At 46.7% G+C, this 25,878-nt stretch carries 28 protein-coding genes and 1 pseudogene; 15 read left to right on the top strand and 14 right to left on the bottom strand.

Annotated features, from left to right (window positions below):
• Positions 1–385: 385 nt before the first annotated feature.
• The 5 genes and pseudogenes from rsgA to AB1I49_RS08365 all read left to right on the top strand — a co-directional run bounded on the left by rsgA (position 386) and on the right by AB1I49_RS08365 (position 2,903).
• Positions 386–1,423, top strand: coding sequence for a ribosome small subunit-dependent GTPase A (rsgA, locus tag AB1I49_RS08385; protein WP_407720714.1), 1,038 nt, complete (start codon positions 386–388; stop codon positions 1,421–1,423).
• Between the two features lies 1 nt (position 1,424).
• On the top strand, positions 1,425–2,069 hold the full coding sequence (locus AB1I49_RS08380) for a GNAT family N-acetyltransferase (RefSeq protein ID WP_407720713.1): 645 nt from the start codon (positions 1,425–1,427) through the stop codon (positions 2,067–2,069).
• Between the two features lie 218 nt (positions 2,070–2,287).
• Positions 2,288–2,530 carry a type II toxin-antitoxin system Phd/YefM family antitoxin gene (locus AB1I49_RS08375; protein ID WP_407720712.1) on the top strand — a complete coding sequence of 81 codons (243 nt, stop codon included), beginning with the start codon at positions 2,288–2,290 and terminating at the stop codon, positions 2,528–2,530.
• A pseudogene (locus AB1I49_RS08370) lies at positions 2,527–2,720 on the top strand (Fic family protein); the annotation flags it as partial. The gene AB1I49_RS08375 and the pseudogene AB1I49_RS08370, both read left to right, overlap by 4 nt.
• A gap of 12 nt (positions 2,721–2,732) precedes the next feature.
• Positions 2,733–2,903 (top strand): hypothetical protein, encoded by a 171-nt coding sequence (locus AB1I49_RS08365; protein WP_407721668.1) that lies wholly within the window; start codon positions 2,733–2,735, stop codon positions 2,901–2,903.
• A 112-nt stretch (positions 2,904–3,015) separates the two neighbouring features.
• Here AB1I49_RS08365 and AB1I49_RS08360 read toward each other — a convergent pair whose 3' ends face one another.
• Genes AB1I49_RS08360 through AB1I49_RS08340 form a run of 5 tightly spaced genes read right to left on the bottom strand, consistent with a single transcriptional unit; the run spans position 3,016 to position 7,115 of the window.
• Positions 3,016–3,993 carry a GNAT family N-acetyltransferase gene (locus tag AB1I49_RS08360; protein ID WP_407720711.1) on the bottom strand — a complete coding sequence of 326 codons (978 nt, stop codon included), beginning with the start codon at positions 3,991–3,993 and terminating at the stop codon, positions 3,016–3,018.
• A gap of 5 nt (positions 3,994–3,998) precedes the next feature.
• Positions 3,999–4,667 (bottom strand): HAD family hydrolase, encoded by a 669-nt coding sequence (locus AB1I49_RS08355; protein ID WP_407720710.1) that lies wholly within the window; start codon positions 4,665–4,667, stop codon positions 3,999–4,001.
• A 23-nt stretch (positions 4,668–4,690) separates the two neighbouring features.
• The gene (locus tag AB1I49_RS08350; RefSeq protein ID WP_407720709.1) at positions 4,691–5,491 is read right to left on the bottom strand and encodes an APH(3') family aminoglycoside O-phosphotransferase; all 801 of its coding nucleotides are present in this window, start codon (positions 5,489–5,491) and stop codon (positions 4,691–4,693) included.
• Positions 5,492–5,509: 18 nt separating this feature from the next.
• The gene (locus tag AB1I49_RS08345; RefSeq protein ID WP_407720708.1) at positions 5,510–6,277 is read right to left on the bottom strand and encodes a GNAT family N-acetyltransferase; all 768 of its coding nucleotides are present in this window, start codon (positions 6,275–6,277) and stop codon (positions 5,510–5,512) included.
• A 22-nt stretch (positions 6,278–6,299) separates the two neighbouring features.
• Positions 6,300–7,115 (bottom strand): SDR family NAD(P)-dependent oxidoreductase, encoded by an 816-nt coding sequence (locus AB1I49_RS08340; RefSeq protein WP_407720707.1) that lies wholly within the window; start codon positions 7,113–7,115, stop codon positions 6,300–6,302.
• Between the two features lie 316 nt (positions 7,116–7,431).
• Here AB1I49_RS08340 and AB1I49_RS08335 point away from each other — a divergent pair, with 316 nt between their 5' ends.
• The 6 genes from AB1I49_RS08335 to AB1I49_RS08310 all read left to right on the top strand — a co-directional run bounded on the left by AB1I49_RS08335 (position 7,432) and on the right by AB1I49_RS08310 (position 13,038).
• Positions 7,432–8,322 (top strand): aldo/keto reductase, encoded by an 891-nt coding sequence (locus tag AB1I49_RS08335; protein WP_407720706.1) that lies wholly within the window; start codon positions 7,432–7,434, stop codon positions 8,320–8,322.
• A gap of 26 nt (positions 8,323–8,348) precedes the next feature.
• Positions 8,349–8,987, top strand: coding sequence for a GDSL-type esterase/lipase family protein (locus AB1I49_RS08330; protein ID WP_407720705.1), 639 nt, complete (start codon positions 8,349–8,351; stop codon positions 8,985–8,987).
• Positions 8,988–9,119: 132 nt separating this feature from the next.
• Positions 9,120–9,500: an SMU1112c/YaeR family gloxylase I-like metalloprotein gene (locus AB1I49_RS08325; protein WP_407720704.1), complete on the top strand. Its 381-nt coding sequence runs from the start codon at positions 9,120–9,122 to the stop codon at positions 9,498–9,500.
• Between the two features lie 103 nt (positions 9,501–9,603).
• Positions 9,604–10,173 carry a flavin reductase family protein gene (locus AB1I49_RS08320; RefSeq protein ID WP_407720703.1) on the top strand — a complete coding sequence of 190 codons (570 nt, stop codon included), beginning with the start codon at positions 9,604–9,606 and terminating at the stop codon, positions 10,171–10,173.
• A gap of 238 nt (positions 10,174–10,411) precedes the next feature.
• Positions 10,412–12,253, top strand: a complete 1,842-nt coding sequence (locus tag AB1I49_RS08315; protein ID WP_407720702.1) for a sensor histidine kinase — start codon at positions 10,412–10,414, stop codon at positions 12,251–12,253.
• On the top strand, positions 12,250–13,038 hold the full coding sequence (locus AB1I49_RS08310; RefSeq protein WP_407720701.1) for a response regulator: 789 nt from the start codon (positions 12,250–12,252) through the stop codon (positions 13,036–13,038). Before AB1I49_RS08315 ends, AB1I49_RS08310 begins: the two co-directional genes overlap by 4 nt.
• A gap of 127 nt (positions 13,039–13,165) precedes the next feature.
• Here the strand turns inward: AB1I49_RS08310 and AB1I49_RS08305 are convergent, their stop codons facing one another.
• Positions 13,166–15,181 (bottom strand): lipase family protein, encoded by a 2,016-nt coding sequence (locus tag AB1I49_RS08305; protein WP_407720700.1) that lies wholly within the window; start codon positions 15,179–15,181, stop codon positions 13,166–13,168.
• Positions 15,182–15,723: 542 nt separating this feature from the next.
• The gene (locus tag AB1I49_RS08300; RefSeq protein ID WP_407720699.1) at positions 15,724–16,932 is read right to left on the bottom strand and encodes an STAS domain-containing protein; all 1,209 of its coding nucleotides are present in this window, start codon (positions 16,930–16,932) and stop codon (positions 15,724–15,726) included.
• A 256-nt stretch (positions 16,933–17,188) separates the two neighbouring features.
• Here AB1I49_RS08300 and AB1I49_RS08295 point away from each other — a divergent pair, with 256 nt between their 5' ends.
• Positions 17,189–17,731, top strand: a complete 543-nt coding sequence (locus tag AB1I49_RS08295; RefSeq protein ID WP_407720697.1) for a DapH/DapD/GlmU-related protein — start codon at positions 17,189–17,191, stop codon at positions 17,729–17,731.
• A 32-nt stretch (positions 17,732–17,763) separates the two neighbouring features.
• Entirely contained in the window at positions 17,764–18,693 is a 930-nt protein-coding gene (locus AB1I49_RS08290) for a phosphatase PAP2 family protein (RefSeq protein WP_407720696.1), read from the top strand.
• A gap of 167 nt (positions 18,694–18,860) precedes the next feature.
• Here AB1I49_RS08290 and AB1I49_RS08285 read toward each other — a convergent pair whose 3' ends face one another.
• From AB1I49_RS08285 to AB1I49_RS08255, 7 genes are read right to left on the bottom strand one after another with little or no spacing between them, the layout of a single operon-like run.
• Positions 18,861–19,397 (bottom strand): RNA 2'-phosphotransferase, encoded by a 537-nt coding sequence (locus AB1I49_RS08285; protein WP_407720695.1) that lies wholly within the window; start codon positions 19,395–19,397, stop codon positions 18,861–18,863.
• A complete protein-coding gene (locus AB1I49_RS08280; RefSeq protein ID WP_407720694.1) occupies positions 19,394–20,161 on the bottom strand; it encodes a nucleoside phosphorylase in 768 nt (255 codons plus the stop codon). The genes AB1I49_RS08285 and AB1I49_RS08280 overlap by 4 nt, the downstream gene beginning before the upstream one ends.
• Before the next feature lie 2 nt (positions 20,162–20,163).
• Entirely contained in the window at positions 20,164–20,751 is a 588-nt protein-coding gene (locus tag AB1I49_RS08275; protein WP_407720693.1) for a metallophosphoesterase family protein, read from the bottom strand.
• 10 nt (positions 20,752–20,761) lie between these two features.
• Positions 20,762–21,508, bottom strand: a complete 747-nt coding sequence (locus AB1I49_RS08270; RefSeq protein ID WP_407720691.1) for a hypothetical protein — start codon at positions 21,506–21,508, stop codon at positions 20,762–20,764.
• Between the two features lie 2 nt (positions 21,509–21,510).
• Positions 21,511–22,704 (bottom strand): iron-containing alcohol dehydrogenase, encoded by a 1,194-nt coding sequence (locus tag AB1I49_RS08265; RefSeq protein WP_407720690.1) that lies wholly within the window; start codon positions 22,702–22,704, stop codon positions 21,511–21,513.
• Positions 22,705–22,752: 48 nt separating this feature from the next.
• Entirely contained in the window at positions 22,753–23,322 is a 570-nt protein-coding gene (locus AB1I49_RS08260; RefSeq protein ID WP_407720689.1) for a chromate transporter, read from the bottom strand.
• Complete coding sequence (locus tag AB1I49_RS08255; protein WP_407720688.1) at positions 23,319–23,873, bottom strand: chromate transporter; 555 nt, start codon at positions 23,871–23,873, stop codon at positions 23,319–23,321. Before AB1I49_RS08255 ends, AB1I49_RS08260 begins: the two co-directional genes overlap by 4 nt.
• A 254-nt stretch (positions 23,874–24,127) precedes the next feature.
• Here AB1I49_RS08255 and AB1I49_RS08250 point away from each other — a divergent pair, with 254 nt between their 5' ends.
• Both AB1I49_RS08250 and AB1I49_RS08245 read left to right on the top strand, forming a co-directional pair.
• Entirely contained in the window at positions 24,128–25,321 is a 1,194-nt protein-coding gene (locus tag AB1I49_RS08250; protein WP_407720687.1) for a tyrosine-type recombinase/integrase, read from the top strand.
• Positions 25,322–25,507: 186 nt separating this feature from the next.
• Positions 25,508–25,861 carry a hypothetical protein gene (locus AB1I49_RS08245; protein WP_407720686.1) on the top strand — a complete coding sequence of 118 codons (354 nt, stop codon included), beginning with the start codon at positions 25,508–25,510 and terminating at the stop codon, positions 25,859–25,861.
• The last annotated feature ends 17 nt before the right edge of the window (positions 25,862–25,878 follow it).

The raw sequence follows: 25,878 nt of genomic DNA, 5'->3' as shown, positions 1-25,878 counted from the left end.
GTTGTGCCGCTTAATGTAACCTTTCGTGATTTTTGACTGCTAACAGCACACTCGAGAAGGGTGTGCTTTCTTTTGTCCGAAAATATCCGGCGCGCCGCAGAAATCCCATAACGGGTTACTTTCTGCGGTGTTTTTATTTGCCTTGATTGACCCCGCCGTTGATTATAGTTTCCCTCAAACAGAAGGTTGTAAAAGGCGGGATTGGATGCAACGTCACGTTGCTGCGGCATATTTATTTGCCATGTTTGACCCCGCCGTTGAGTATAGTTTCCTTCAAACAGAAGGTTGTAAAAGGCGGGATCGGATGCAACGTCACGTTGCTGCGTCCGAATTCAGTTAGCATTTTATTTGAAATCATATAAAACTGAATTTGGAGGAATAAACATTGAATATTAAAGATTACGGATTTGATTATAAGATCAATTCTAACGAAAGTATCGGCACTCCTGCGCGAATCACTGCCGTTCACAAGGGACGGTTTGCCATCGTGTCCGATTTTGGCGAGGGCTACGCTCAGTTAAAGGGAAAGGAATACTATTACGAGAACGAGGTTTTCCCGACGGTGGGTGATTTTGTGCTGATCGATCACAACAGAAGCGGAGACAGCCGCATTATCAAAACGCTGGAGCGTAGAACTTACTTTTCGCGCCGCGACCCCGACAAGGGCAGGGGAGAACAGGCTGTTGCCGCAAATTTTGACTATGTTTTTATTATGCAGTCGCTCAATCACGACTTTAACCCCAAGCGGCTGGAGCGCTACCTGACCGCTGCCCGTCAGTCAAAGGCTGAGCCTGTGATCGTTTTGACAAAGGCGGATCTGACCGACGATTATCTGCCTTATATTCTCGAAACGAGCTGTGTAGCGGAGAATGTCCCAACCTGCATCGTCAGCGCCAAAACAGGCTACGGAATGGAGGAGCTTTCGCCCTATTTGCAAAAGGGAAAAACGCTTGTGTTTTTGGGATCTTCGGGCGTTGGCAAATCGAGCCTTGTCAATGCTCTTGCCGGTGAGAAAATTATGGACGTCAACGGCATTCGTGAGGACGACAGCAAGGGCAGACACACCACCACCCACCGTGAGCTGATCATGCTCCAAAACGGTGTGATGATCATTGATACTCCCGGTATGCGTGAGCTCGGTATGTGGGACGTCACAGAAGGCTTGGACGACGCGTTTTTCGACGTGGAAAAGCTTGCGCATATGTGCAGATTCCGCGATTGCAGGCACGAAAACGAGCCCGGCTGCGCAGTGCGTAGGGCGATTGAAAACGGCGAGCTGAGCGCTGGCCGCTTTGAGAGCTATCAAAAGATAAAAGCCGAGGCAAAATACAGCGGCAGTTCAGCGGATTATCGCAGACAGAAGGAACAGTTTTTTAAGAGTATCGCAATCAGCGAAAGGAAAAAGAGAAAGGATGTGTATTGAGTTGAAAAGAATTATCAAATCAACGGATATTATCATTCGTAATATTACAGACAAAGATCATTATGATATAGAATCAGTTGCTAAAAGAGCTTTTTGGAATTTGAATATGCCCGGTTGTGATGAACATTATCTGGTTCACAGACTTTGGAATGAGCCCTGTTATATTTCTGAGCTCTCGTTGGCTGCGGAAGTTGATAATAAAATCGTCGGGGCTATTTTGTATTCAAAAGCTAAAATCAAAACCAATCACGGCAACATAGGGGTTCTGACTTTTGGTCCTTTATGTGTTGATCCCGATCATCAAAAGATGGGTATCGGCCAAAAGCTTTTATTGGAATCTATGCGTTTGGCAACTGAAAATGGATATCAAGCGATCTTGATCTGCGGAGTTCCGACGTACTATCCCAAGTTCGGCTTTAAGACTGCCGATACGTTTGGAATAACAATGCCCGACGGCTCCAATTTTGATGCTTTTATGGGTTATGAGCTTCGGAAGGACGCATTAAAGGGTGTGACCGGAAAGTTTTATGAAGATCCTTTTTTTGACTGTGATGTACACGATGAAGCGTATATGAAAGCAGTCGATGAGTTTGATAAAAGCTTCCCCTATATGGAAAAGAAGGTTCTGCCGCATCAGTGGAGGTAAGGAAATATATGAGTAAGGCCGACAAGTATATGCTTTTTCATATTTCTTTGCAAAGAGGTGTTTTCGGGTAGAGTATCATCGTGACAGGGCGATGCTGTCACAGAATAGGTATAGTTTCCCCTTGTTAGAAAACTATTGACTTTTTTATGATAATTGTTTATACTAATTTTAGGAGATATTTCTCCTATTTCAAATTAATTATTGAAGGAGGCTATCCTATGAATGTAAATACAAAATCTCTCGTATCCATCACAGAAGCCAATCAAAACTTTTCTAAAGTAGCAAGACTTGTTGATGAAAACGGATCTGCTGTCATCTTAAAAAACAATGTTCCTCGTTATTTGATCGTTGAGTTCAGCAAAGCCGAAGAGGAACAACTCGCCTCTAACGAAGATGTGATGGCTATCTCTAAACGGTTGATTGCCAAAAACAGAGAAGCTTATGAGGTTCTTGCCAAATGATAGTTATCAGCAAAGAACAAATTATCGATCTCCATAAGCAGCTCATTGAAGAAACAGGCGGTTCACATGGACTACGTGACGAAGGATTGCTCGATTCCGCATACAATGCGCCGTTTCAGAAATTTGACAATCAAGAATTATTTCCACAATTCAGCAGAAATCAGCACGGCTTGCTTTCGGATTGATAAACAATCACCCTTTTGTGGATGGTAACGAACGAATCGGAGCCCACGTCATGCTGGTTCTGCTTGCGCTGAATGGCATAGAACTCAACTACAAGCAAGAAGAATTGTACACGATCATCCTCGATATCGCATCAGGGGCTGCCGAACTAAACGATTTAACAGAGTGGATATTAAATCACCAACTCTAATGAAGACTAAGACCGAATTTCTCGTCATCTGTTTTTTGACGGGGTTTTCGGTCTGTTTTCTTTTCTGCGGCGTCTGTTCTTATCTATCTGATTCCGGATGACTCGGCACAGATCATACCTTTTCCGTTTCACAAAACGAGTGTTTTGTCATCAAAACCATATTTTCGGAAGAAACAAATCCCCTTTTGCTGTAGTACCCTTCCGTTTTTTCGCCCTTTGAAGTTATCAGATAAATATTGTCAACTCCGATTTCCGACAACGCTTTTTCCAATGCTTTCAGCAGCGCGCTTCCGAAGCCCTTGTTTTGCTCCGGTGTTTTGACGCAGAATTCCTCTATATGAAAATGCGTTCCGTTGTAGTGCTGCTTTTTCTGCCCCCAGATGAGCCCTTTCAGGTCGTTGTCGGCATAAAGAGCCTTTCCGATGAAAGTTTCTGTTTTCATCATATTCTCAATTCTGATTTGAGCGGTTTCTTTTGTCCATTCATCATTCCACGGCTCCGAATTAAAAACGGAAATAAACAATTCGGCGTATTCGGAGATATGAGAAAGCTCCATATCGGTTATATTCATACTGATTTGAGCCCTCACCTTGTCGTAAAATGATTTGTATCGCTCAACGCTAGATTTGATTGCAAGCTCCGATTCCGCGTATTCTATCAGTCCGGCAGCGTCGACCCATTTGTATTCGGTCGTTTCGCCTTCCTGAAGGACAACCGAGTTCTTGTCACAGTCTACCTTTGCGAGATAGGAATAAATCAGGCTTGGGCTGCGATTGCTGAAGGTGATTTTGACAAGCTCGAAACTATTGCACAAAATGCCTGTTTCTTCAAACAGCTCGCGCTTGGCGCAATCCTCGGGATCTTCGCCGAGCTGTGCTGAGCCGCCCGCACTCGCTTCCCAATAGCCGGGATATAAGTCCTTGCCTTGGTGCCGTTTTGTCAAAAGATAGGAGCCGTCACGGTGCTGCACTAAAATATCGCTCACCAGATGATACCGCCCTTCGGGAATGTTCATATAATTCCCGTGACGCCGCTCCCAGACCTCACCCGTGAGGTTGCCGTTTCTATCGTATAAATCCCATAATTCCATATCCATTACTCCCGAAAAAACGAAGTGCCAAAAATATCCAATAAGTTATTAACGGCAATCACGCCGTCGGGAACCGTTTTGTCGCTGCGGTTTATCCATATGGCTTTGATACCGGCAGCACCTGCTCCCTTGACGTCGCTGCTCAAGGAATCGCCGATGTGAACGACCTCATAAGGAGAAAACCCCGTTTTGCGCATTGCGTATGCAAACAGCTCGCTTCTCGGCTTATATGATCGTGCATCCTCGCTCGTAAAAACGCCGTCAGGCATAAAGCTGTGAAATGCGATGGCTTTGTTGATATCCGAGGTGTCGATGTTGGAGACGATATAGACCGGAACGAGACAAGCCTCCAAGAACACTTTTGCTTTGGGAAAAGCAGGCGGCGCTGTCCAGTGTCGGAACATCATCTCGCACAGCTCTGCCGCGTCAGCGGTCGAATGAAAATGCTCGATCGTTTTTTGAAGCGAGCGGTATTCAAGCTCTCTTTGAGTTACAAAGCTTTCTCCGTAAGCGTTGTGAAACATCGTCTGAAATTCGTTCCACCAATAGCTTCCTATATCGGAATAGTTTTGAACTACGCCTGTGTCAAAAATAATCTGTGAAACCTTTCTGATGATTGCGCCGTCCTCATGCACCAATGTTCCGTAAAAATCTATAAAAACTGCTTTTACCATTTGATTGCACCTCATATCCTTTTTCAAAACAACTCATCAAGCAAGTAGTAATACCTGTATTTCCCCTCATTCATTTCCACTCCCAGAGCGTCTAAAAGCATCTGAGGTTTGAAATCAAAAATAGGTTTACCGTTAAAATATCTGCCGTCAAAATTATGATCCAGACTCCTGATAGCAATCGCTATATCCTGCCAGCGGTCGGCAGGTCCTGCCTTGCCGAGATCAATAAAACCGCTTATGCGATCCCCTTTGGCAAAAATATTCGGCAGGCAGTAATCGCCGTGCGTCAGAACGATATCCTCCGGCGGGCGGTTATTTTTCAGCCAATCGAGAAGCTCTGCGGGATTTTTAAAGCCGCCTTTTACGAAAGTCTCCGGCTCTGTGTTTTCAATATCTACAAGATCGTGAGCGACGTTGTATTCGGCTGCCTTCAAACGGTTTGAAAGCCTGCTTACGTTGCACGGATAATCGCTCACATCAGTTTTCCACAGCTTTTTCAGCCCTTTTGCAGCAATATCTATCACAAGCTCCGGATTTTGCAGATAATCCATATCGCACAGCATTTTACCCTCAACTTTGGTCATCAGCGTGTAGGAAAGTCCGTTATGTATTTCATACAGCGGTATGGATGGAACCGGCAGACAACTGCTAAGCCGGTTTGAAATAATATATTCATTATCTGTTTCCGGGCTTTGGAGCTGGATTTTTAATACATAATTGTCATAAATCCTGACCTCGGAACCGGATTCTCCGATTTTATCAACCGTATATTTTTCTGTCCCGACAGCTTTTCGGATCGCTTCCGGCAAAACAGGATCTCTCATTTTTGATTCTCCGTTTTGTTATCTAATCATCTTATTTATAAAATCAACGTTCCTCGCCGTCAGCTCCACCCACGCAGGGCGAAAACCGCTCTTTATGGCGTTTCGGACGGATTTGATATTCGACCACGCGGCACAGTAAAAAGGCACCTTGCCCAACGCCAAGATTTCAAGACCCAATCTGCTTGTGACGGCGGAAGCGATACCTTTGCGCCTGTACTCGGGCAATACGTCAACGCCGATTTGATACATCATTTCACAGTCGGCGGAACATCCCGCAAGCCCTATGAGCTTACCGTTCTCATAAGCTCCGACGGCTAATACATCGCGTTCTCTTTCATTGAAGGTCAGACAGTTGCTCCACTGTTGCGTGTACAAATCCGCAAAGTCTTCTATATGCAGAACACGCAAGTCATAACTGCAGTCAAGTTCCTTTAGTTGTGTCATGTCAGGGAGAAAATACTCCGCCATAAAGCAGACCTTCAAATCAAACGGAGCAAGCAAATCATTGAGCAGATTGATTTGCGGCGTTTCAAAGCAGTGGTACACATCGATTTTGTTGATATACTCCGATACCGCGGATTTTGTCCGTTCACTCACCTGTGCAACAATGTTGTTGCCGTATGAAACAAGGTCGCATTCCAACGGCAAAGGTATATATCTCCTCGCTTTTGGATTCGTTTTTGAGATCGTCACAACGTTCTGTTCCGACAAAAAATCAGCTGGAGCGCAGTTGCAATCATATGCCGACTGCTTCAACGCGATTTCTAAAATCTCTTTATTTGTCATAGCTCTTACTCTTTCATTAAGTCTATCCGAGCGCGTGACCTCCGGACACTTTTATGACCTGTCCTGTCAACATTTGCGCCTGTTCGCTTGCCAAAAACATAATCGTTTCGGCGATGTTCTCGGGTTGTATCAGCTTGCCCATAGGAATTAGCGGAAGAACCGCTTTTTCCAGCTCTGCGTCGATCCAGCCTGTCTGCGTCGGACCGGGCGCGATACAATTCACGGTGATTCCGTATTTGGCAGTCTCAAGAGCGATGCTGCGGGTAAGCGCTTCCAATGTCGCCTTGCTCGCGCCGTATGTGATCTGACCGGCAAAGACCTGCGCCGCGTCCGTAGAGATGTTGATGATTCTTCCGTAATCATGCCGGCGATTGATGAATTCCCTCGTCATCAAAATGCTTCCGCGAACATTGACCGCGAAAGTGTCGTCGATCACCTTTTGGGTGATTTTTTCGATGGTGTCGAGGCCGGTTTCATCATCTGTCGCCGCGTTGTTTACCAATATATCGACCCGACCGAATCGTTCCAATGCTGTCGCATATATTTCTTTTACAGCCTTTTCTTCGGAAATATCGCTTTCCAAAATGAGATACTCGGCGTTCATCTCACGGAGCTTGCTTTCAACGATATCCGCGTTTCCCGCATTTGCTTTGTAGTATCTGTCCGCTCCGTTCTTGCTTGCCTTGACTACATCAAACGGTCTAATGATCTTTTTGTAAACCAAAATAACCTTTGCGCCCTCACGCGCAAAAGCAAGGGCTGTCGCTGCTCCGATCCCCTGCGGATTGTTCGCGCCCGTAATCAGTGCTACTCTGTTTTTTAAGCCGTAATCGATCATATATATCCTCATTTCCGGTTTTTCAATCGTTCACTTTTATGATAACAGACAAAAACAGATTTGTCTATATTATGGTTTCTATAAACTTGTCAAAACTTGCGACGCCTAATCAAAGAAACGGAAATCAAAGCGCAGTTTTTAGTTGACGGACTCCTCTGAAAAAGGTATTATAGTAGAAGAAAGCGCGAAAGAAGTGATAACGGTGAAAAAAGCGATTACATTTTTATTGACAATATCTGTATTCTTTGTTATGGCGGCTTGTACTCAATCTCAAAAGGAACAGCCGCAAAGCGTAACGGAAAAGGAGAATACAACAGTGGAAACTACTGCACAACCTACTACTGCACAGCCTGTTGCCAAGGATGAAACATCAGCGTCGGAGTTTGATTTTGATTCAAAAACCGTGAAGCTGAACAGCGGATATGAGATGCCGATACTCGGCTTGGGAACGTGGACACTGTCCAACGAGGAAGCGGAAAATTCGGTCTATCACGCACTCAAAGACGGCTACCGCTTGATCGACACTGCGCGTTACTATCAATGTGAAACCGGCGTCGGCAAGGGAATTAAAAAAGCGGTTGAAGAAGGTATTGTGAAGCGCGAAGATGTGTTTGTCACAAGTAAAATCATGCCGAGCGATTACGAACGCGCCGCGCAGGGAATCGACGACTCACTGCGGGATTTAGGGCTTGATTATATCGACCTGATGTTGATCCATCAGCCCGGCAGCAATGATGAAGCGGTTTACAAAGCAATGGAGCAGGCTGTGCGCGACGGCAAGGTGCGTTCCATCGGCATTTCCAACTATTACACGCCCGAAGCCTTTGACGAGGTGATGTCATACGCGCAGATTCCGCCCGCCGTTATTCAAAACGAAAACCACATTTATTATCAAAACACCGCTTTGCAGGAATACGTTCGTAAATACGGTGTTGTGGTGGAGTCGTGGTATCCGTTCGGCGGCAGAGGTCATACGTCAGAGAATTTTAACAATGAAACGATTACGGCGATCGCAAAAAGTCACGGAAAAACTTCGGCTCAGGTCATACTGCGCTGGCATTTGCAGGCAGGCTATATCGCAATTCCCGGTTCATCCAATCCCGACCATATCGCCGAGAATTACCGTATTTTTGACTTTGAACTGACCGATGATGAAATGCGGCAAATCGCGGCGGTCAATAAAAACCAACGTTATGAAAATTGGTAACAGTATAAAAACCACGGAGGTTTACAATGAAAAGAATTCTTGCCTACGGCGATTCCAACACTTGGGGCTTTGACCCGGTAACATGGGGTTCTGTCCCGATTACATTAGAGCGGTATCCCGAAGATATCCGCTGGACAGGCTTGCTGCAAAAAGCCCTCGGTAAAGACGCGCTGGTACTTGAAGAAGGCTTGTGCGGCAGAACGACCGCTTTTGATGATGAAGAATGTGACGGAAGAAACGGTCTTGTAACATTGCCTGCGATACTGAAAGCAAATCAACCGCTTGACGCGGCGGTCATTATGCTTGGTACTAACGACTGTAAAAGCGCATTTAACGCTTCGTCAAAGGAGATCACGGCAGGCTTGGAGTTGTGCCTTAAAAAGCTCCTTGATGTTGTTGCCCCTGAAAACATCTTGCTGATTTCTCCGCTTTATCTTGAAACGGCAGCTTTTGATTTTGGCTTTAATGACCGTTCCATTGCGGTGAGCAGAGAGTTGAAGCGGGATTACAGGGAATTGGCGGATAAATACAATACTGCTTTCCTCGCCGCTTCGGATCATGCTAAGGCAAGCAGCTTGGACGGACAGCACCTGACAGAGGAAGGTCACCGCGCGTTGTTTGAGGCTGTTTTGAAAAGTATTGTTTCAATGGATATGAAAAATTAAGCTCCTTGTGTTGGTATAAACGAAATCTTAAACAGAAGAATTTGTAATGAAATTGATGGAAATCAGGCATAGCGTCAAACAGTATTTCTACAAGACGATTTTCGGGAAAAGACATTTTTAAAAGGAGTAAAAATGAAACTGACTAGTATTCATCACATAGCTATTATCACATCTGACTATGAACTGGTAAAGCGATTTTATGTTGATTTGTTGGGCTTTGAGGTTATCCGCGAGAACTATCGTCCACAGCGCAACGACATAAAGCTGGATTTAAGGTTGGGAAGCGCCGAGCTTGAAATATTCTGCGAGCCGAATCCTCCGAAGCGCATAAGTAATCCTGAGGCTTGCGGACTGCGCCATCTTGCTTTTGCGGTAGAAAACATCGAGGAAACTGTTGCCGAACTGAACCGCTTGGGTATCCCGACAGAGCCAATCAGAAAAGATGATTATACCGGAAAGAAGATGACTTTTTTCCACGATCCGGACGGATTACCGCTTGAATTGCATGAATAAAATAAGTAAGAAAAAATAAAAAACACAAAAAAGTCATTAAAATGCGTTCAGGTGATACGCCTATCGCCGGCGCGATATCAAATATTTAAGCGAGGTAATAAAAATGAAAAAATCTTTAGGAACATTCCCGGGTGTTTATCCGATGCCTGTACTGATGGTAGCCGCATACGACGAAAACGGCAAGGTGAATGTCATGAACGCCGCGTGGGGTATGATTTGCGCTATGGATAAGATCGCGCTGTTCATAGATGAGGATCACAAGACCACACAAAACCTGCTGAAAACAAAAGCCTTCACCGTAAGCATCGCCGACAAGGAGCATATGGACGTTGCGGATTTCTTCGGGATCGCCACAGGCAACAAGATGGCTGACAAGTTTGAGAGAACAGGCTATCACGCGGTTAAAAGCGATGTTGTCAACGCACCGGTTATCGATGAATTCCCCTATGTAATGGAATGTGAGCTTGCCGAGGTGATCAACACCGAGAATATGTACGCAATCGTCGGAAAGATCGTCGATACAAAAGCCGAAGAAAGCATCCTTGACGAAAATGATAAGGTCGAGGTCGAAAAGCTGCAAGCTCTTATCTTCGACCAGTTTAAGCACGGCTACTATGTCAGCGGCGACAAGGCCGGCAAGGCGTGGAACGCAGGCAAGAATTTGATGAAATAAATTCCCGGTAATAATCATAAGTAATAAAACGCAGCTCTGAATGGGCTGCGTTTTTTGCGCTATGTTGCGCCGAAAATCGCCCTGTATGCGGTTTGCAGCGAAAAACAGATCGAAAAAACAATTTTTTCAAAAAAGTCTTTTCATTTTACCTGATTAAAGCTATAATAGGGTTGACGGTAGATGTCAAACAATGCTCCGCAATATCAGATAAAAGATTCTTCCGCAAAGAAGGGATAAAATGAAAAAAGTAAAAGGCAGCATATGGATGTCGGTGATCGTGCTCGGTATCCTTCTGCTGCTCGGCTGGACGGTATGGCAGAACTTGAGGGTATCCGAGCGTATCGACAACTCCGTCAAATCAACCACCATGCTCGAAGGCGAATACTCGCTTGACGGCGGTGAATGGAAGTCCATAGATAACACAAAGCCTATAAACGAGCATTTTCACAAGGCTGTATTCAAGGGAAATTTCACCAAACAGGTCAAAGCCAACCACACCACGACGATGGATATAGTATCCAAAAACGTGTGGTACACGCTCTATGACAGCAGCGGTGAGGTCTTGGATGAGTACAGGCGAAGCCCCGGAGATATGGAAGAAGGCTCCGGCTACATGGCTGAAAAAATGATCAACACGCCCGGCTACTATATCATGACAGAATATGTTCAGATAGAGCCCGAGTATAAAAGCGACGATAAGTTCACGCTGGTGGTAGAGTATCCCTATGAGCTTGATACAGAGAGCTTCTCCGACTGTTTTTACGTTATGACGAGTTATTCCGACGGACTGTATCTCAATTTCTTTTTTGAGATATTGCCTGCCGGTCTGATGTTCCTGCTGGTATGCTTCTTCGGCGTATTCTTTTTCCCCATAGCGAGCGGGCTGCTGGGACGGATCGATTTTCGATATATCGATTTCGGAATACTGTGCTTTTTTGCGGGTCTGTTCATGGTCGTTAACAAAATCAGCGGATATATGAATCTGTGGATTATCGATCCCACCGTGTGTATGATGACGGATAAGCTCGCGGGCTGTTTCTTTGCGAGCGCCGTACTGATCTATCTGCGCTCGCTGCTGCGCGGAAAGGCCGTCAAAATAATTGCGAACTTCGTTATTACGGCATTTTTTGCACTTACGGTTCTCTGTGTTATCCTGCATGCTGCAAATACGGCGGATATGATGGCGACCGCAGGGATCAGATATCTTGCCGTGATCGTGCTTGCTGCGATCATGACCGTGCTGCTGTGTATCGAGATCCGCGGCAAAAAGGGTTTTGTTCTCATTGATTATTTGATTTCATGGCTGCCGCTGGGCATTTTTCTGATGATCGATATGTTTGACTTCTATCTGCACATCTCCGGATCCAAATATCTGCAAATCGGTCTTGCGATCACGATCATTTATCAGATGGTACGGTTCGGCATGGACTTCAGCCGACAGTACAAGGAAGCGATCCGCTATCAGCAGGTACAGCGCGAGCTGTACGAAGCAAAGGTCAGCGTGATGGTCAGCCAGATTAGACCGCACTTTATGTACAACGCACTGAGCTCGATCGCGATCCTGTGCAAGCTTGATCCCGACACTGCTTATAACGCGACGGTGACCTTTTCCGACTATCTGCGCGGCAATATGGATTCGCTCAAACAAACCGCGCCCGTACCGTTTGAAACGGAATTAGAACATTTAAAAAAATATTTGTATATAGAAAAGCTGAGGTTCGATGATGAGCTGAAAATCGAGTATGACATACAGGATACCGATTTTGAGATACCGCTATTGTCCGTTCAGCCTTTGGTCGAAAATGCTGTTAAGCACGGAGTAGGGCAAAAAGAAGGCGGCGGTACCGTAAAAATATCAACACGCGACACCGGAACTGCCCATGAGGTCATAATTGAAGACGACGGCGTCGGCTTTGACACAAACGCCAAAAAGGACGACGGCAGATCCCATGTGGGAATGGAAAACACCAAAAAACGTCTTTATGATATGTGCGGAGGAGAAGTTATCATCACAAGTGAGATAGGTAAAGGTACGACCGCTAAAATGATCATCCCGAAAAAGGAGGAACCCGAAAAATGAGAATACTGTGTGTTGACGACGAGCCGCTGATGCTCAAAATGCTTGAGATGGCGGTCAAAGAAGCAAAGCCCGACGCGGATGTGACCGCGTACAAAAAGCAGGCCGATCTTTTGGAAGACGCAAGGCAAAACGGCTGCGACGTTGCTTTTCTCGACATCCATATGCGCGGAATAAACGGCGTAGAGCTTGCAAAGGAGTTAAAAGCCGTAAACCCGAAGATGAATATTATTTTTGTCACGGGCTTTTCGGAGTACACCGGTGACGCGATGAGTCTGCACGCCTCGGGATATATAATGAAGCCCGTCACTAAGGAGAAAATAGAAAAGGAGCTTTCCGAGCTTCGATTCCCGATCGTACCGAAAAGCAACGCGCTGCTGAGAGTGCAGTGCTTCGGCAACTTCGACGTATTTCTCCCCGACGGCTCGCATATGCACTTTGAACGGCAGCGTTCAAAGGAAGTGTTCGCTTATCTTGTGCACCGCCAGGGCAGCTCCTGCACTACCAGAGAGTTAGCGGCAGCGCTGTTTGAGGACGAACCGTTTGATACCAAACAGAAAAACCACATTCAACAGCTTATTTACGCAATGATAAAAAGTCTTAAAGCGGTCGGTGCGGAGGAGGCAGTAGTGCGCAGCTACAACGCCCTTGCGGTCAATCCCGATGTGCTCGACTGCGACTATTACCGCTTCAAGGAGCTGGACGTCGGCGCGGTCAACGCCTATCAGAACGAATACATGAGCCAGTATTATTGGGCTGACTTTTTATATGACGAAGACTTATATTGATATACCGAGACCGCTCCGAACTCAACTGAGTCCGGAGCGGTCGATTGTTTATCTGCTTTTATCTTTTGAGATCGAACAGTCCTTAAAAGGGATCTGCAACTTTTTTATTGCCTCACATATCGTTCGATTACTTATAGTAGTTCATGTTCACGCCGCGCTGCAGGAAATCACTGTTCATGAAGTACCAGTCGGAGAAATTACCTCTGCCGTCTCTGAAGCGGCAATCGCTGTTCGGGCTGACTGACTGATAAAATGCGCTGTAGGAAACGGTGTGCTTCGGCTTGATGGAGTAGCTCATCATGTTGAGGATGTACTTGCGGTTGACGGGCACGAACAGCTCCAGTCCTTCCTCAGTTGCGTAGGAGTAATAGCCTACCGCGAAGCCCTTTGTGCATTTCTTGACTTCGCTCTTGACTCCCTTAGCACCCTTTACGCTTACGAGGTTGATTTTGCCGTTCTCGTTGTAGAGACCGATATCGTTGTAATCCTTGCAGGTCACTCTGCCGAAATCAGCGGAATCTCTGAGCTCTACCTTCGGCATGAGGATGCCGTGGTTATTGTTGTAGTTTGCTACGTAATAGCTGTCCTGAGCTTCGAGGTGAGCGATGTTGATACCGTTGTCGTGGTTCTGGAATATCTCTTTAACATAGAGTCCTACGGAGATCAGCTCGTTGGGGCGCTCCCAGTATACGTCGCCTACAACATCGAGGAGGGGTCCGATAGAGTCGATTACTTCATCAGCGTTTGTGTCTGCCGGCAGAACATCTCTGATAGCGTCTTCTGCCAAATCACCGAAGCCGGGTACGGAGGAGACAGCCTCGCTCAGGAGGAGCTTGCCTGCCAGGTATTCCAGTTCGTCCTTCTTGAGAGCGTCTACGTCGTTCATGAGGGTGAGGAGGAAGTTGCTGACGCCCTGCTGATACTTGCTGCAGTAGTCGCTGCGGCTGCCGATGTTCTTAGTCATCTCTTCGAGCAGCAGATAGGTTGCGATATTTGCGTCGTAGTTTGCCTTTGTATCATCTTTCACAAGGATAGTGCCGTCTTTGATCTGAGAAACGACCTCGGCAACGCCTGCCGGGAGGCAAGCAACCAGTTCTGCGACCAGAGGAGCCATCTTCTTGAGGGGTGTGCCGTACATTTTGAAATCATCCGCCTTGTATTCGCTGCGGGGTGTGCCGTTCTCTTCATACAGATTCAGGAAGACGTCTCTGTTGTCGGCAAAATTATCGGGGTCAAAGAACTCTGTGGTGATGAACTTGTCGATACCGAATCTGGTGAAGCCGTACTCGCTCATAGCTACCTTGGGCACCAGATCGTTGGGGTTGACTACGTTGTAGATGTTGTTATAAAGCTCGCTGCCGGGCTTTTCGACGGTCTCGGAGTTGTAGTTCGCGCCTTGGGGAGCCTCGAAGGTGTAGGCGTACAGGTCGTCACGGGTGAGGGTTACGTCGTTTGAGAAGATTTCTTCATCGTTCAAGATCTTGTTGTCCAGCAGACCTGCCGCAAGGTTAGCGGTTGCGCCGCCGCGGGAGAAGCCTGCAATCCATACCTTGATCTTACCGGTGATCCTGTTTGCGGAGATATACTCGTTGATATAATCTATGGTCTTGTTTGCTGCGTTGTACCAGCCCTCGTGCATGTAATCCGACTTTGTGCCGTCGCCGAGGTAAACGTTGTTCGACCACTCGCGGAAGTAGCCGCCGGATCTGATGCCTACGCCGATCACGGTGTAATCATCTACCTGCTTGTTCGCGCATCCTACGCCGATCGAATCAAAGCGTGATCTGGATACATAATCTTCGTTGGTCTCGAAATCCTTGAAGCCGATGGAACCGAAGAAACCGTATAATCTTTCCGGCTGTTTGAGGTACCAGTCACTGTCAAGACTGCTCGGGTTATCCAGCGGGACCGAGAAATTGGTCATGATGCAGGAGAGAGTAGCTAAATGCTCATCGTATTCTGTCGAAGAATGTCTGAAATAATCGTCTGAATAGTAGATCGTGTTGCCTTTATATTTTACCGATTCTACTACGCCTGTCTCTGCGGCGGATGCGCTTGTCAGCGCTACCGTGCCAACCGAGAAAACGGTGATTGCGGAAAGTACGCCCGCGATGATCTTCTTGAAAATGCTTGTCTTTTTCATTGTTTTCACTCCTTTAGAATTTGTTGTATTTGTATTGGTTTTGTTTGATTTGAATAAGTTTTTCATTTTGAAAGCCCCTTTCGTTTTGTTTTGTTTTTATCTTGATTACAGTATATCAGGTCGAAGTTGACAGCTTGTTTACAAATCTTTTTGTTTTTGAAATTTTATTTTTTGATTTGTTTTTCGTCTGTCCTTTACTGTGATCAAAGCATATCAAACCGATGTTGACAGCTTGTTTACAAATTTTTGCCTTTTCAAAAGTTTTTTATTATTGATATGGCAGTGAACAAAAAATGCGACGCTGTAATCAAAGATAAAGCAAAACTCCGCAGCACCTAAGAAGGTGTTGCGGAGAATTTTCATGTGAAATAGAAAAACGGCTTAAACGCAGTGCTTAAGCCGTTTTTGAGCCATTCTTTCGTTATTGAAAAAGTGTCGGGAGCGTATGGGCGCTCTTTTGATGATGTTGGTTTGTTTTGGGGGAATAGTTTCAAAAATTGCAAGGAAACAATATAGACGAAGCTTTACTGTTTTGGTATCACCTAATCGGTTATATCTAAAATAGAGTCGAAAGCGGTTTGCTCCAATATTTCTCTGACGGCGGGAGTGATACCGGTAAGCTTCACACCTTCATTACATTCCTTTTTCATAATGAGTAGAACGCGCAGACCTGCCGATGAAATATAACTAAGCTCACGACAGTCTATCACAGCGGAGCTAAGCTTATGCTCTGCTTTGACCCGTTCAAACATCTCAAGCATTTTGGGAGCGGTCAAAGTATCGACCCTGCCTTTCAGACACAGGTTCAATGTGCCGTTTACCACAGAAGCTTTCATATCAAAGCTCTTGGATTTCAAATCAGCTGTGTCAACTGCTGCGGCAGTATCCGTCGCTGTGATTTTCCAGAAGGCGCATTTTTGCATATTCTGCTTGATCGTCTGAGCCTGATCAGGTGTGACATTGCTAAGACTTTTCAGCTCGGGCATATGATCCGCGATGATAATGCGTTCCGCTTTCAACCCGTGACTTGCTAAAAACATCATCGCGTTTTTCATATTCTGAGCCGTGTCGCCCCGGGCACTGACGTTAAGCGCGTTCTTTCCTACGCTGACATCCGATTTGTCCTGCACTCTGTTCAAACTTTGCATTAAGATTTCCTTGAATCTATCTCCTGCGATCGGCTGCAGAGTCAGCAGGTACTGCAAAGAGGCTTCGGAATCGGAAGTCAGCCAGTAACCGCCGTGTTCTTTAAGGAGCATACGGATATTATCGCACAGGGCACCTGCTTCGAAATCGGAAAAATACATCAACAATCCTTCGGTCGTGATACAAAGAGGCCCCTCAGCGTCTTTAAGCGCTTTTTTAAGTGATTCTCCGTTAGTTGCGTCCACGCCGCAAAAATGCACCGCGGAACGCTTATCTTCATCGATCAGGGATAGGATCGCAGGCTCAGCCTCTGCGATCGCGGCAGGAAGATCCAAGCCATAATATGTGATACCCTTTTGTGATAACGTTTTTGCTCTCGGCGTATATCCGCAGGGCAGATCCACGAATGTATGATAACCTAAATGCTGAGCGATCGCGACAGAAGTACGATAACGTGTTTCAAGCATAATATTGTTTAGAGCCATCAGTTCGGGAGAAGTTTTTGAAGTTGCGCTGTTCTGGGTTTCTTCAAAAGTCAGGTTAAGCTTCTCGACAATTTCAGCCGCGTCTTTATCTCCAATTGACGCAAGCTGGAAGACCGTCATTTTTGCGGTGTTGAAAAACAGGGTTTACTTGCTCCAGTAAATTTAAATTCATAATTAGTTTCCCTTCTGTTTATAATGAAGTCATTGAGTGATCTTCTCTTATGAAAATATTGTACTCAAACCGGAAGGAGTAGTCAAGTTAATTTCCTTTATTGCAATCAATAGAAAACGAAAAACAAATAAATACCTTCAAGGCTTGACGAAGAACCCTCAAAGGTTTATCATAAAATTATCACAACAAACAGAGGTGCTTGAAATGGAAGAAATCAGAGTAGATTTGCGTGAAATGAACGAAAAGGATATGGCGCTGTACGCCAAGCACGAGGAGCTGCTTTTTAAGCTCAACCAAACCATGCCGCGCACAGCGGAATATATGGATATTTTGCGCGAGCTGTTTGACGGCAGGATAGGCGAGGATTCCTTTGTCCGCGCACCGCTTGCGGGAGCAGCGCTCGATAAAGTCACCATCGGAAACAGGGTGTTTATCAACAATAATCTTCTTGCGATGGCTCGCGGCGGAATAACGATCGAGGACGACGTGCAGATAGCGGCAAACGTCCAGCTTCTGACGAATAACCACGACCCGTATGAAAGGCAGATCCTTATCTGCAAGCCTATTCTTATCAAGAAAGGCGCGTGGATCGGCGCAGGCGCGACTATCACACCCGGCGTGACCATCGGAAAATATGCCATCGTAGGAGCATCAGCCGTTGTCACGCATGACGTAGGCGACTATGAGGTGGTTGTCGGTAACCCTGCAAGAGTGATAAAAACGCTCGATGCGGAAAAGTTTGAATAACAGCAACATTTATCAGCAAAGGAAATAGCATTATGGGAAATACGTTTTATTTTGAATGGGAAGTCGCGCTGATGGAATGGATCCAGTCATGGCTCGGCCCTGTCGGCACTGTGATCGCGTCCTTGTTCAGCGAAATGGGAGAACAGCTTGTGTGCGTCGCCGTACTCGGTTTTCTGTACTGGTGTTGGGAGAAGGAATACGGCAAATATGTCGGACTGAATGTGTTGGTGGGAATCACTCTTAATCCTATGATTAAGAACATCTTTCTCAGGCGCAGACCGTACTTCGATCACGCAGGGATCAAATGCCTTAAACCTGTAGAAAGAGGCGCCGACATCTATGATATTTCGGCACAGGGCTACTCCTTTCCAAGCGGTCACTCGACGAACGGCGTGACCTTGTATACCTCTCTCGCTCGCTACAAAAAGAACAGGATTTTGATGATTATCGGAATCGTTCTCCCTCTGTTTGTGGGTATCTCACGCTTTTGCGTAGGCGTGCATTATCCGACGGATGTATTGTTCGGCTGGGCGCTGGGCTTGATCGTCATTTTCCTTGTTCCCGCACTGCAGCGCGCCATCAAAAACCGCTGGCTATTTTACGGATTGTTGGTGCTGATCGCCCTTCCGGGATGGTTCTATTGCAGGAGCAACGACTACTACACCGCTTTCGGTATTTTGATCGGCTTTATCCTCGCGGTTGAATTTGAGAATAGATTTGTCAAATTTGAGAATACGCGCAATGTCCTGCGCTGCATCCTGCGTATCCTGCTGGGCGTGGGCGTCTACTTCGGACTTAACACCCTCTTAAAGCTACCGCTTAGCAAGGATTTCCTCGACGCTGCAACTATGGCGTCCTACGCGGTACGCGCGGCACGATACTGCGTCATCATTTTCGTTACCATCGGCGTGTACCCATTCCTGTTCAGGCTCGGCGACCGCATTTTCAAGCGCAAGAAATAAGTTGCCGATTAACTGTTACAGCTATATAGCATAAGAGCAAGCAGGTGGTTTAGCTTTGATCAACACCGAGAATGTGTACACGATCGTCGGTAAGCATCTAATGAATTAAATACCCATTAATAAGCCAACAGCTTCCGCAGAGAGTTTGCGGAAGCTGTTTTGTTAAATTAGCAAATTGTAAAGTATTCGGGAGCAACATATCTTGCCTGCCACACTCCGTTTGAGGAGCGGTACAGCTCGTTGCCGTCGTTCTTGAAATCCCTTGCACGTATTTTTAGTATCACGGGCTTGCCGTGTCTTCTGCCGACCTTGACGGCGGTTTCGTAATCGGGGGAGATATGCACGAATTGCCGCGTCATCGGCTTCAAACCCTCTTTGAGGATCGCATCTAAAAACCGTTCGGCTGTGCCGTGATACAAAAACTCAGGCGGCTCGGGAGATTCCATTTCGATAACCACACCAGGGATAGAGTGACCTTGATTAGCGCGGATCTTAGTGCCGGTTTCATCAAAGGAATAACGTCCCTTTTCGTCCTGAGCAACGATCAACTCCAACGTCTTGCGTTCAAAATCGGGAAATCTCTCTTTGAGCGCCTTTATGATAACATCAACATCAGCCCAACCGCCGTTGAGATCGATATAACGCGGCGTTTGACAATGCCGCAGCATCCACGACAGCTTAACGCTGATTCGTTTTAAGTTCACTTTGTTTTTCCCCTTTCTATGATCTCGGCGATTTTCACGGCGATTTTAAAATTATCAAGGCAGTGATTTGCCTCATCCAAGCCTTCGAGAACGTATTCTTCTCCGTCAAGCACGTCGCCGGTCATCACGAAGCTGTATAGCTCTATCTCGTGGAAATCACAGACAGCCTGAACACCCGCGAGCTCCATTTCCACCGCGAGACAGCCGTCATTTTTCCTTTTCTCAACAGCGGTTTTTGTTTCACGGTAAGGCGCGTCCGTTGTCCAGATACGACCTTTGACAAACGGAAGGCGCAGCTCTTCAAATATCTCCGCAAGCCTTTCGCTGTTTTTGATTTCCATATAATCGGCAGGCGGCGCGTAGTGATAGGACATACCCTCGTCGCGGTACGCCTGCGTGGGGATGATATATCTTCCGTTGGTCGCTTCGCTGTCCAATGCGCCGCATGAGCCGAAGATAATGAGATTTTTGACGCCCGTCTGCCATTGCATTTCGATGATATCTATCCCGGCAAGGCAGGCGCCGATCGACGATAAATAAAATACGATTTCCTTACCGTTGATCTCAATGGCATAGACCGGTTTGCAGCCGTTTGCCGAACCGATATGCGCGACCTCGCGGTGGGGGTATTTGTCGATGACAGCCTGATAGATCTCGCCCGAAAAAGTTGCGATCGCGGTATCGCAAAGGTATTTCCGTTCGCCTAAAAAAGCACCCGGTGAAAACAGCGCTTCTCTTTCTTCACTGAAGGATTCGGTTATCATGATCATACCTCCTGATTCGTTTTTGCTGACTTATCGCTGCGGGCGGCAAGCAATTCATCAAGCGTTTTCGGCGCGTAATTCATATAGTCCATCATACATCCGACGTTGATGATGCGCGCAGGAATATCCATTTGCAAAAGCTCTTGCTGCCATTTCTCGACAAGCTCCCATTCTCCGGTGTTATGCACGTGACCGTACAGCATCACTGCGCCGTCGTGCTGATGATCGTAGAACATCATCGGATAATGGCTCAGCACGACCAAATGTCCGCCGTCCTTGATTTCTTCGTACTCACTGACGGATTCCCACAGCTTTAGCAGCTTGCCGTTGTTGCGGTCGTGATTGCCGCGGATAAGGCGTTTGTGCCCGTTCAGGCGCTTCATTATTTCAATGCTTCTTTCCTCGCCCTTAAAAAACGCGTCGCCGAGGACATACACGGTGTCATCATCACACACGCGCTCATTCCACCTGCGGATGATCTCTTCGTCCATCTGCTCGGTGTCAGCAAAAGGCCGCTTATCATATTTTAGTATATTCTTATGCCCAAAGTGCATATCGGCTATGTAGAATATCCGGCGTTGGAGCATCATTCATATCTCCTTATTTTTTTATTGCAAAAATGATTTTTCCGATGACGAAAAGGACGACCGAGAGCGCCGCGAAAATCAGCACGAAGGTGTTGACTTCTGCTGTCCAACCCATCCACAGAACAACTGCGTCTCCGACCGCCATGATCGCGAACGGGAGCCATAAGAGAAGGTTTTCTCCGCGCCCCAAAAACAAGCGGCGCAGCATCAAAGTGAATGAGCACACCAAGGCGAACATAACGCAGTATTCAATAACGTGAAACAGAGTCGCGTTCGTCAGCGTGTAATGCTTGTAAACAACCGGTATCGCCATCGAAAAGACGGTAAGGTAAATCAGCGAATACCACAGCCCGAAGCGGTTTTTGCTTTCGGGCATTAGCTGTATCGCGCGCAAGATCATAGCGACTATCAGCATACCGTAGGAAGCGAATTGTATGGCCGGGATGGTGTATTCCGTGTGTATCATCCCCGAAACGAGGATCACTCCTGCGGTGACGGTCATCATATTATAGTCCGGCTCCGCTTTGCCGGTCAGCGATTTCCAAAAGGGTTTGTTGCAAAACGCAAGCAGTATAACTGCGGACAAGAGCGAAAGCGAAACGATTATACTCGCGACGCCTTCAAACGCGTCCATAAAAAGCTGATTTGCAGCAGCCGCGCGAATCAGGCTTTGCAGCCGTTCTGCAAAGAGTATCACGAAATACAGCAGAAAGAACCATGAAATCACAGCTGAGGGTACGTTAGGCTTTTGTTTTGTCACGATCAGCACCCTTTCTGCGGAAAATCTATCGCCAAACGGTATATCGCTTCAACATCTTTTGCGTTAAGCGGACGGATCCTTGACAAGCGAAGTGTGTCATTTGCTGTCGCGTCAAGCGCGAGCTGCGGCAAAATATCCTCGGGGACATCAACATTCAGATCCGCAAGACAAACAGGCATTCCGATTGAACGGAAAAACGCGACGGTTTTTTCAATGCCTTTCTTCGCGGCGGCTTCGTCATCCTCTTCGCATACATTCCAAACACGTCTGCCGAACTGCGCAAAGCGCGGCAACGCGTCACGGTACAGTGTGGCAGCCCACGCGCCCCAAACGCATGCAAGGGACGCGCCGTGAGTTACGCCGAAGCGCGCTGAAAGCGGATGACCGAGCTTGTGAACGGAGAAGTCTTTTCCTCTGCCGCATTCGGTCAGATTGTTATGCGACAGGCTCGAAGCCCAAAACACCTCAGCCATAGCGTCATAATCGGATGGGTCTTGCACGACAACAGCGCCGTTTTTGATAACGGTGCGCAGCAAGCCCTCGGCGATCTCGTCGGTGAGGTCGCACTTTATACCGGGAATAAAATACCGTTCCATTGTGTGCATCATAATATCCGTGATTCCCGCTGCCAGCTGATAAGCCGGAAGCGTTGCGCCCCATTCGGGGTTTATCACCGCAAAGCGGCAGCGGTTGAATTCCGTGCCGATCCCCGCTTTTTTGCCAAGCTCCGTATTGGTAAGCACGGCGGAGTCGCTCATCTCACTGCCCGCGGCAGGCATAGTAAGCACTGCTCCTACCGGCAGGGACTTGGTGAGCGGAACCTTTTTTGTCCATATATCCCACAGCTTATGTCCGGGATTTGCCGCGCCGTGCGCAATGCCCTTAGCGGTGTCTATCGCGCTTCCGCCGCCAACGCCGATAATGATGTCAGCGCGGAAGTCAAGCGCTTTTTGAACGCCTTCCTCAGCATGGCTGAGGGTAGGATTCGGCTGTGCACCGCCGAATTCCTCACATTCTATGCCCGCATCTTTGAGCGACTGCATAACTCGTGCCAACAATCCGCTCTTGACAACGCTGCCCTTGCCGTAAACGATCAGCGCTCTTGTGCCGTGCTTCGAAGCGAGAGCTCCGGTGTGATTTTCAACGCCTTTTCCGAATACGACCTCTGTGGGAGTGAAAAATCGGAAATTATCCATGTGAACCCAACTCCTTTTTATGTTTGATTTTTGATTGTTTGTTAAAGACTATGCCGCCAATAAATATCCGGATATCACTCCGGCAACGGCAGAAAGCAGAATTATGAAAATCGGGTGGAGCTTTTTGAAAGCTAAAACGACCGCCGCCGCAAAAATACCGAGCGATACATAAAACTGCGCTGTCGTGAAGACCTCCGTTGTCAGTCCGGTAGGGAAAAATACGGTCTGCGAAAGCGAAAGCAACGCTACCGCTATCAAACCGACCACAGCGGGCTTTAAGCCGGTCATCGCGCCGATTACTAACCTGCTGCTTTTGAATTTTTGATAGAACCTTGCGACTATCATAATAACGATAAACGACGGCAGAACCACGCCCAAGGTCGCGCACAAGCTGCCAAATATACCGCCTGTGCGTGTGCCGATAAAGGTTGCGATATTCACCGCGAACGGCCCGGGCGTGCTCTCGCTGACGGCGATAAAATCGATCAGCTCACTTTGACCGAGCCAGCCGTGGGATATTACTTCTTCTCTGATCATCGGCAGCATCGCGTAGCCGCCGCCAAAGGTAAACAGTCCCACCTTGAAAAATGTAAGGAACAACTCAAGATAAATCATCATTTGTTCCTCCTGCGCGCTATAAGCGCCTGAGCGATCCCGGCAGCCGCGCATATCAGTATCACAAAGATAACGTTGACAGGTAAAAACGCGGTCGCGGCAAATGCGCCGAGCATAATGATATAAGCAAAAATCCCTTTAGGGCTTTGCCTGTACATAGACCACAGAGCCTTTACGATCAAAGCCAAAACGCCTGCGCGTATGCCGTTGAACGCGTACTGGATCCAACGGATGCTTTGAAACTCAGCAAGAATAAAGGAAATTGCGGTAATAATCACAAAGGACGGCAGCGCCACGCCGATCGTTGCCGCGAACGCGCCCCAAAATCCACTGACGCGATAGCCTATAAAGGTCGCCGCGTTGATAGCGATAGGACCGGGTGTGGATTCCGCGATAGCGATGATCTCAAGGATATCCTCATCGCTGATCCATTTTTTATTATCGACGGTCTCGCGATGGATCAAAGGAATCATAGCGTAGCCGCCGCCAAAGGTGAACAGCCCTATTTTCATAAAGGTCAGAAACAGGCTGATGGTTTTCGGTATTCGTTTCATTTTGTATACTTCATTTCTAAGCAAAAAACACTTATTTGTTATGATTCTATTCTACAACAAGCACCGGGTTTGTCAAGCAAAAAAATTATATTGAATTCCGGGTTGCCATATAACAAAGTTGCAGCTGTTACCGTGTCAATATTTGCGACGCTGTAATCAAAGATAAGGATTTTGTTTCGCGAAAAACTTCTGAAAAAGTCTGGATATTTTCTAAGGTTAGGAGTATACTGTTCAGCTTGACAGAAGGTGTTATTATGGCGCTGAAAAAGCTGCTGAACAAAGGAACGGTCTACAAGCGCAACGACGGATATTGGGGAGGAGCGGTCCGGTATCTTGATGAAACCGGCAAGGTGTGCCGGAAGGGATTCTCTGGCGTTACAAAAAAGGCGATCCTCAAAAAGATATCGGACTATATTATCGTATTTAAAAAAGAGATCGCCGAAGCTGATTTTACACATCAAACGCTTGAAAAAGTGATGCGAAAATGGCTGGAGATATTTTGCTTCCCGTCGGTAGAAAGGTCGACCTATGATTCCCGCGAAAATGCCGCGAGGCTGTATATCTATCCCGTCCTCGGAGACAAGATCATAGCCGAAATCACCGCAGACGATTTGAACGGCTTGTTGGCAAAGATGATGTGTGAAGGATATGCCCACTCAAGCGTGAAGCGCATCTATATTATCCTCAATCAATTCTTCCGCTATTTGTATCAGGAGGAGTGGATCCCGAACAACCCGATGGCGAGAGTTCGGATGATAAAAAAATCGAACTTCTTAGCGGCGCAGGGCAAAGACGATGTTCCTCTGAGCGACAGCATCACTGTCCTGACAGAGGAAGAGATCGAAAGGATCAAACGCAAAGTGCCTTATCATAATCAAGCGTCAGTGTATATCCTTATGCTGAATACGGGACTGCGAAAATGCGAGGTTCTCGGATTGCTCAACAGCGATATTGATTTGGCTAATCGCGTAATGCACATCAACCGGGCTGTAAAAGAGGTATCAAAACGCGACAGAAATTTAGCTGTCAACGGAAAAGAAATGATCATCGGTAACCTGAAAACTTCCGCTTCCAAACGAACGGTACCCTTGAACAAAACCGCGATAGAAATGATCAAGGCCTTGCGCATAGAAAGGTACTTTGGAGAGGACAGTCCGCTGATCTCGGACGAGGACAGAGGATATACGCGTCCGAGCGTGTTGCAATCAAGGTGGTACGCTCTGCTCAATGACGCGGGTGTTCCGCACAAAGGGCTCCATTCGCTTCGGCACACATTCGCGACAAGATTGATCAACGGAGTAAAAGACGAGAACGGCAATCTGCGGACATTATCGGTCAAGCAGGTCGCCGATCTGCTCGGGCATACAACTTCTACGGTGACAGAAAAATATTATGTAAAGCGCGAGCTGAAAAACCTACAAGGCATAACCGATGACTTTGATCTGTAAAATTTCATCTCTCATTTTCCGAAAAGAATTTGAGAGATGAATTGATTTTTGAGAGATGAAATGTCAATTCCCGTTCTTGTCATCGTACTGATCATATGGTAAAATTATCTCACAAATTGAAACGAAAAAGTTTCTCAACTAAACAGGAAAGTCAGTGAAACTATGTATCCTGAAACAGGGAAAATTATGATTGACGGTGTAGAGTTCTACCCGGGTTATACATTTGAGGATTTTAAGAAAACACCTTTTTATACGAATCAGGACGGGATCAGAATCATTCCCTTGAACGGCGCCAAGGAGATAGACGATCATAAGTATATTGTGAATTTGTTTTTCCGTGACGGTAAGCTATATATGATTTCTTTGGCGTGTGTCGATATGGATGTTCCGTTTGAGGAGGAAGAAAAAAGAGCCTTACTGCACAGACAAATTTTAGCTGAATACGGCTTGTCGGATGTGAACACCTTTCCGTGGGGAACCATAAAAGCTATTTACGATTCCCGGAGCAATTCGAGCACCATCGCTTTTTTGTATCAATAACAGCAAGGTGAAAATTG

Source organism: Ruminococcus sp. NATIVEDY160, assembly GCF_045819885.1.
Lineage (GTDB): Bacteria > Bacillota > Clostridia > Oscillospirales > Acutalibacteraceae > Ruminococcoides.
Note: the sequence above shows the minus strand (reverse complement) of the source record. Positions and strands in the feature narration are given on the sequence as shown.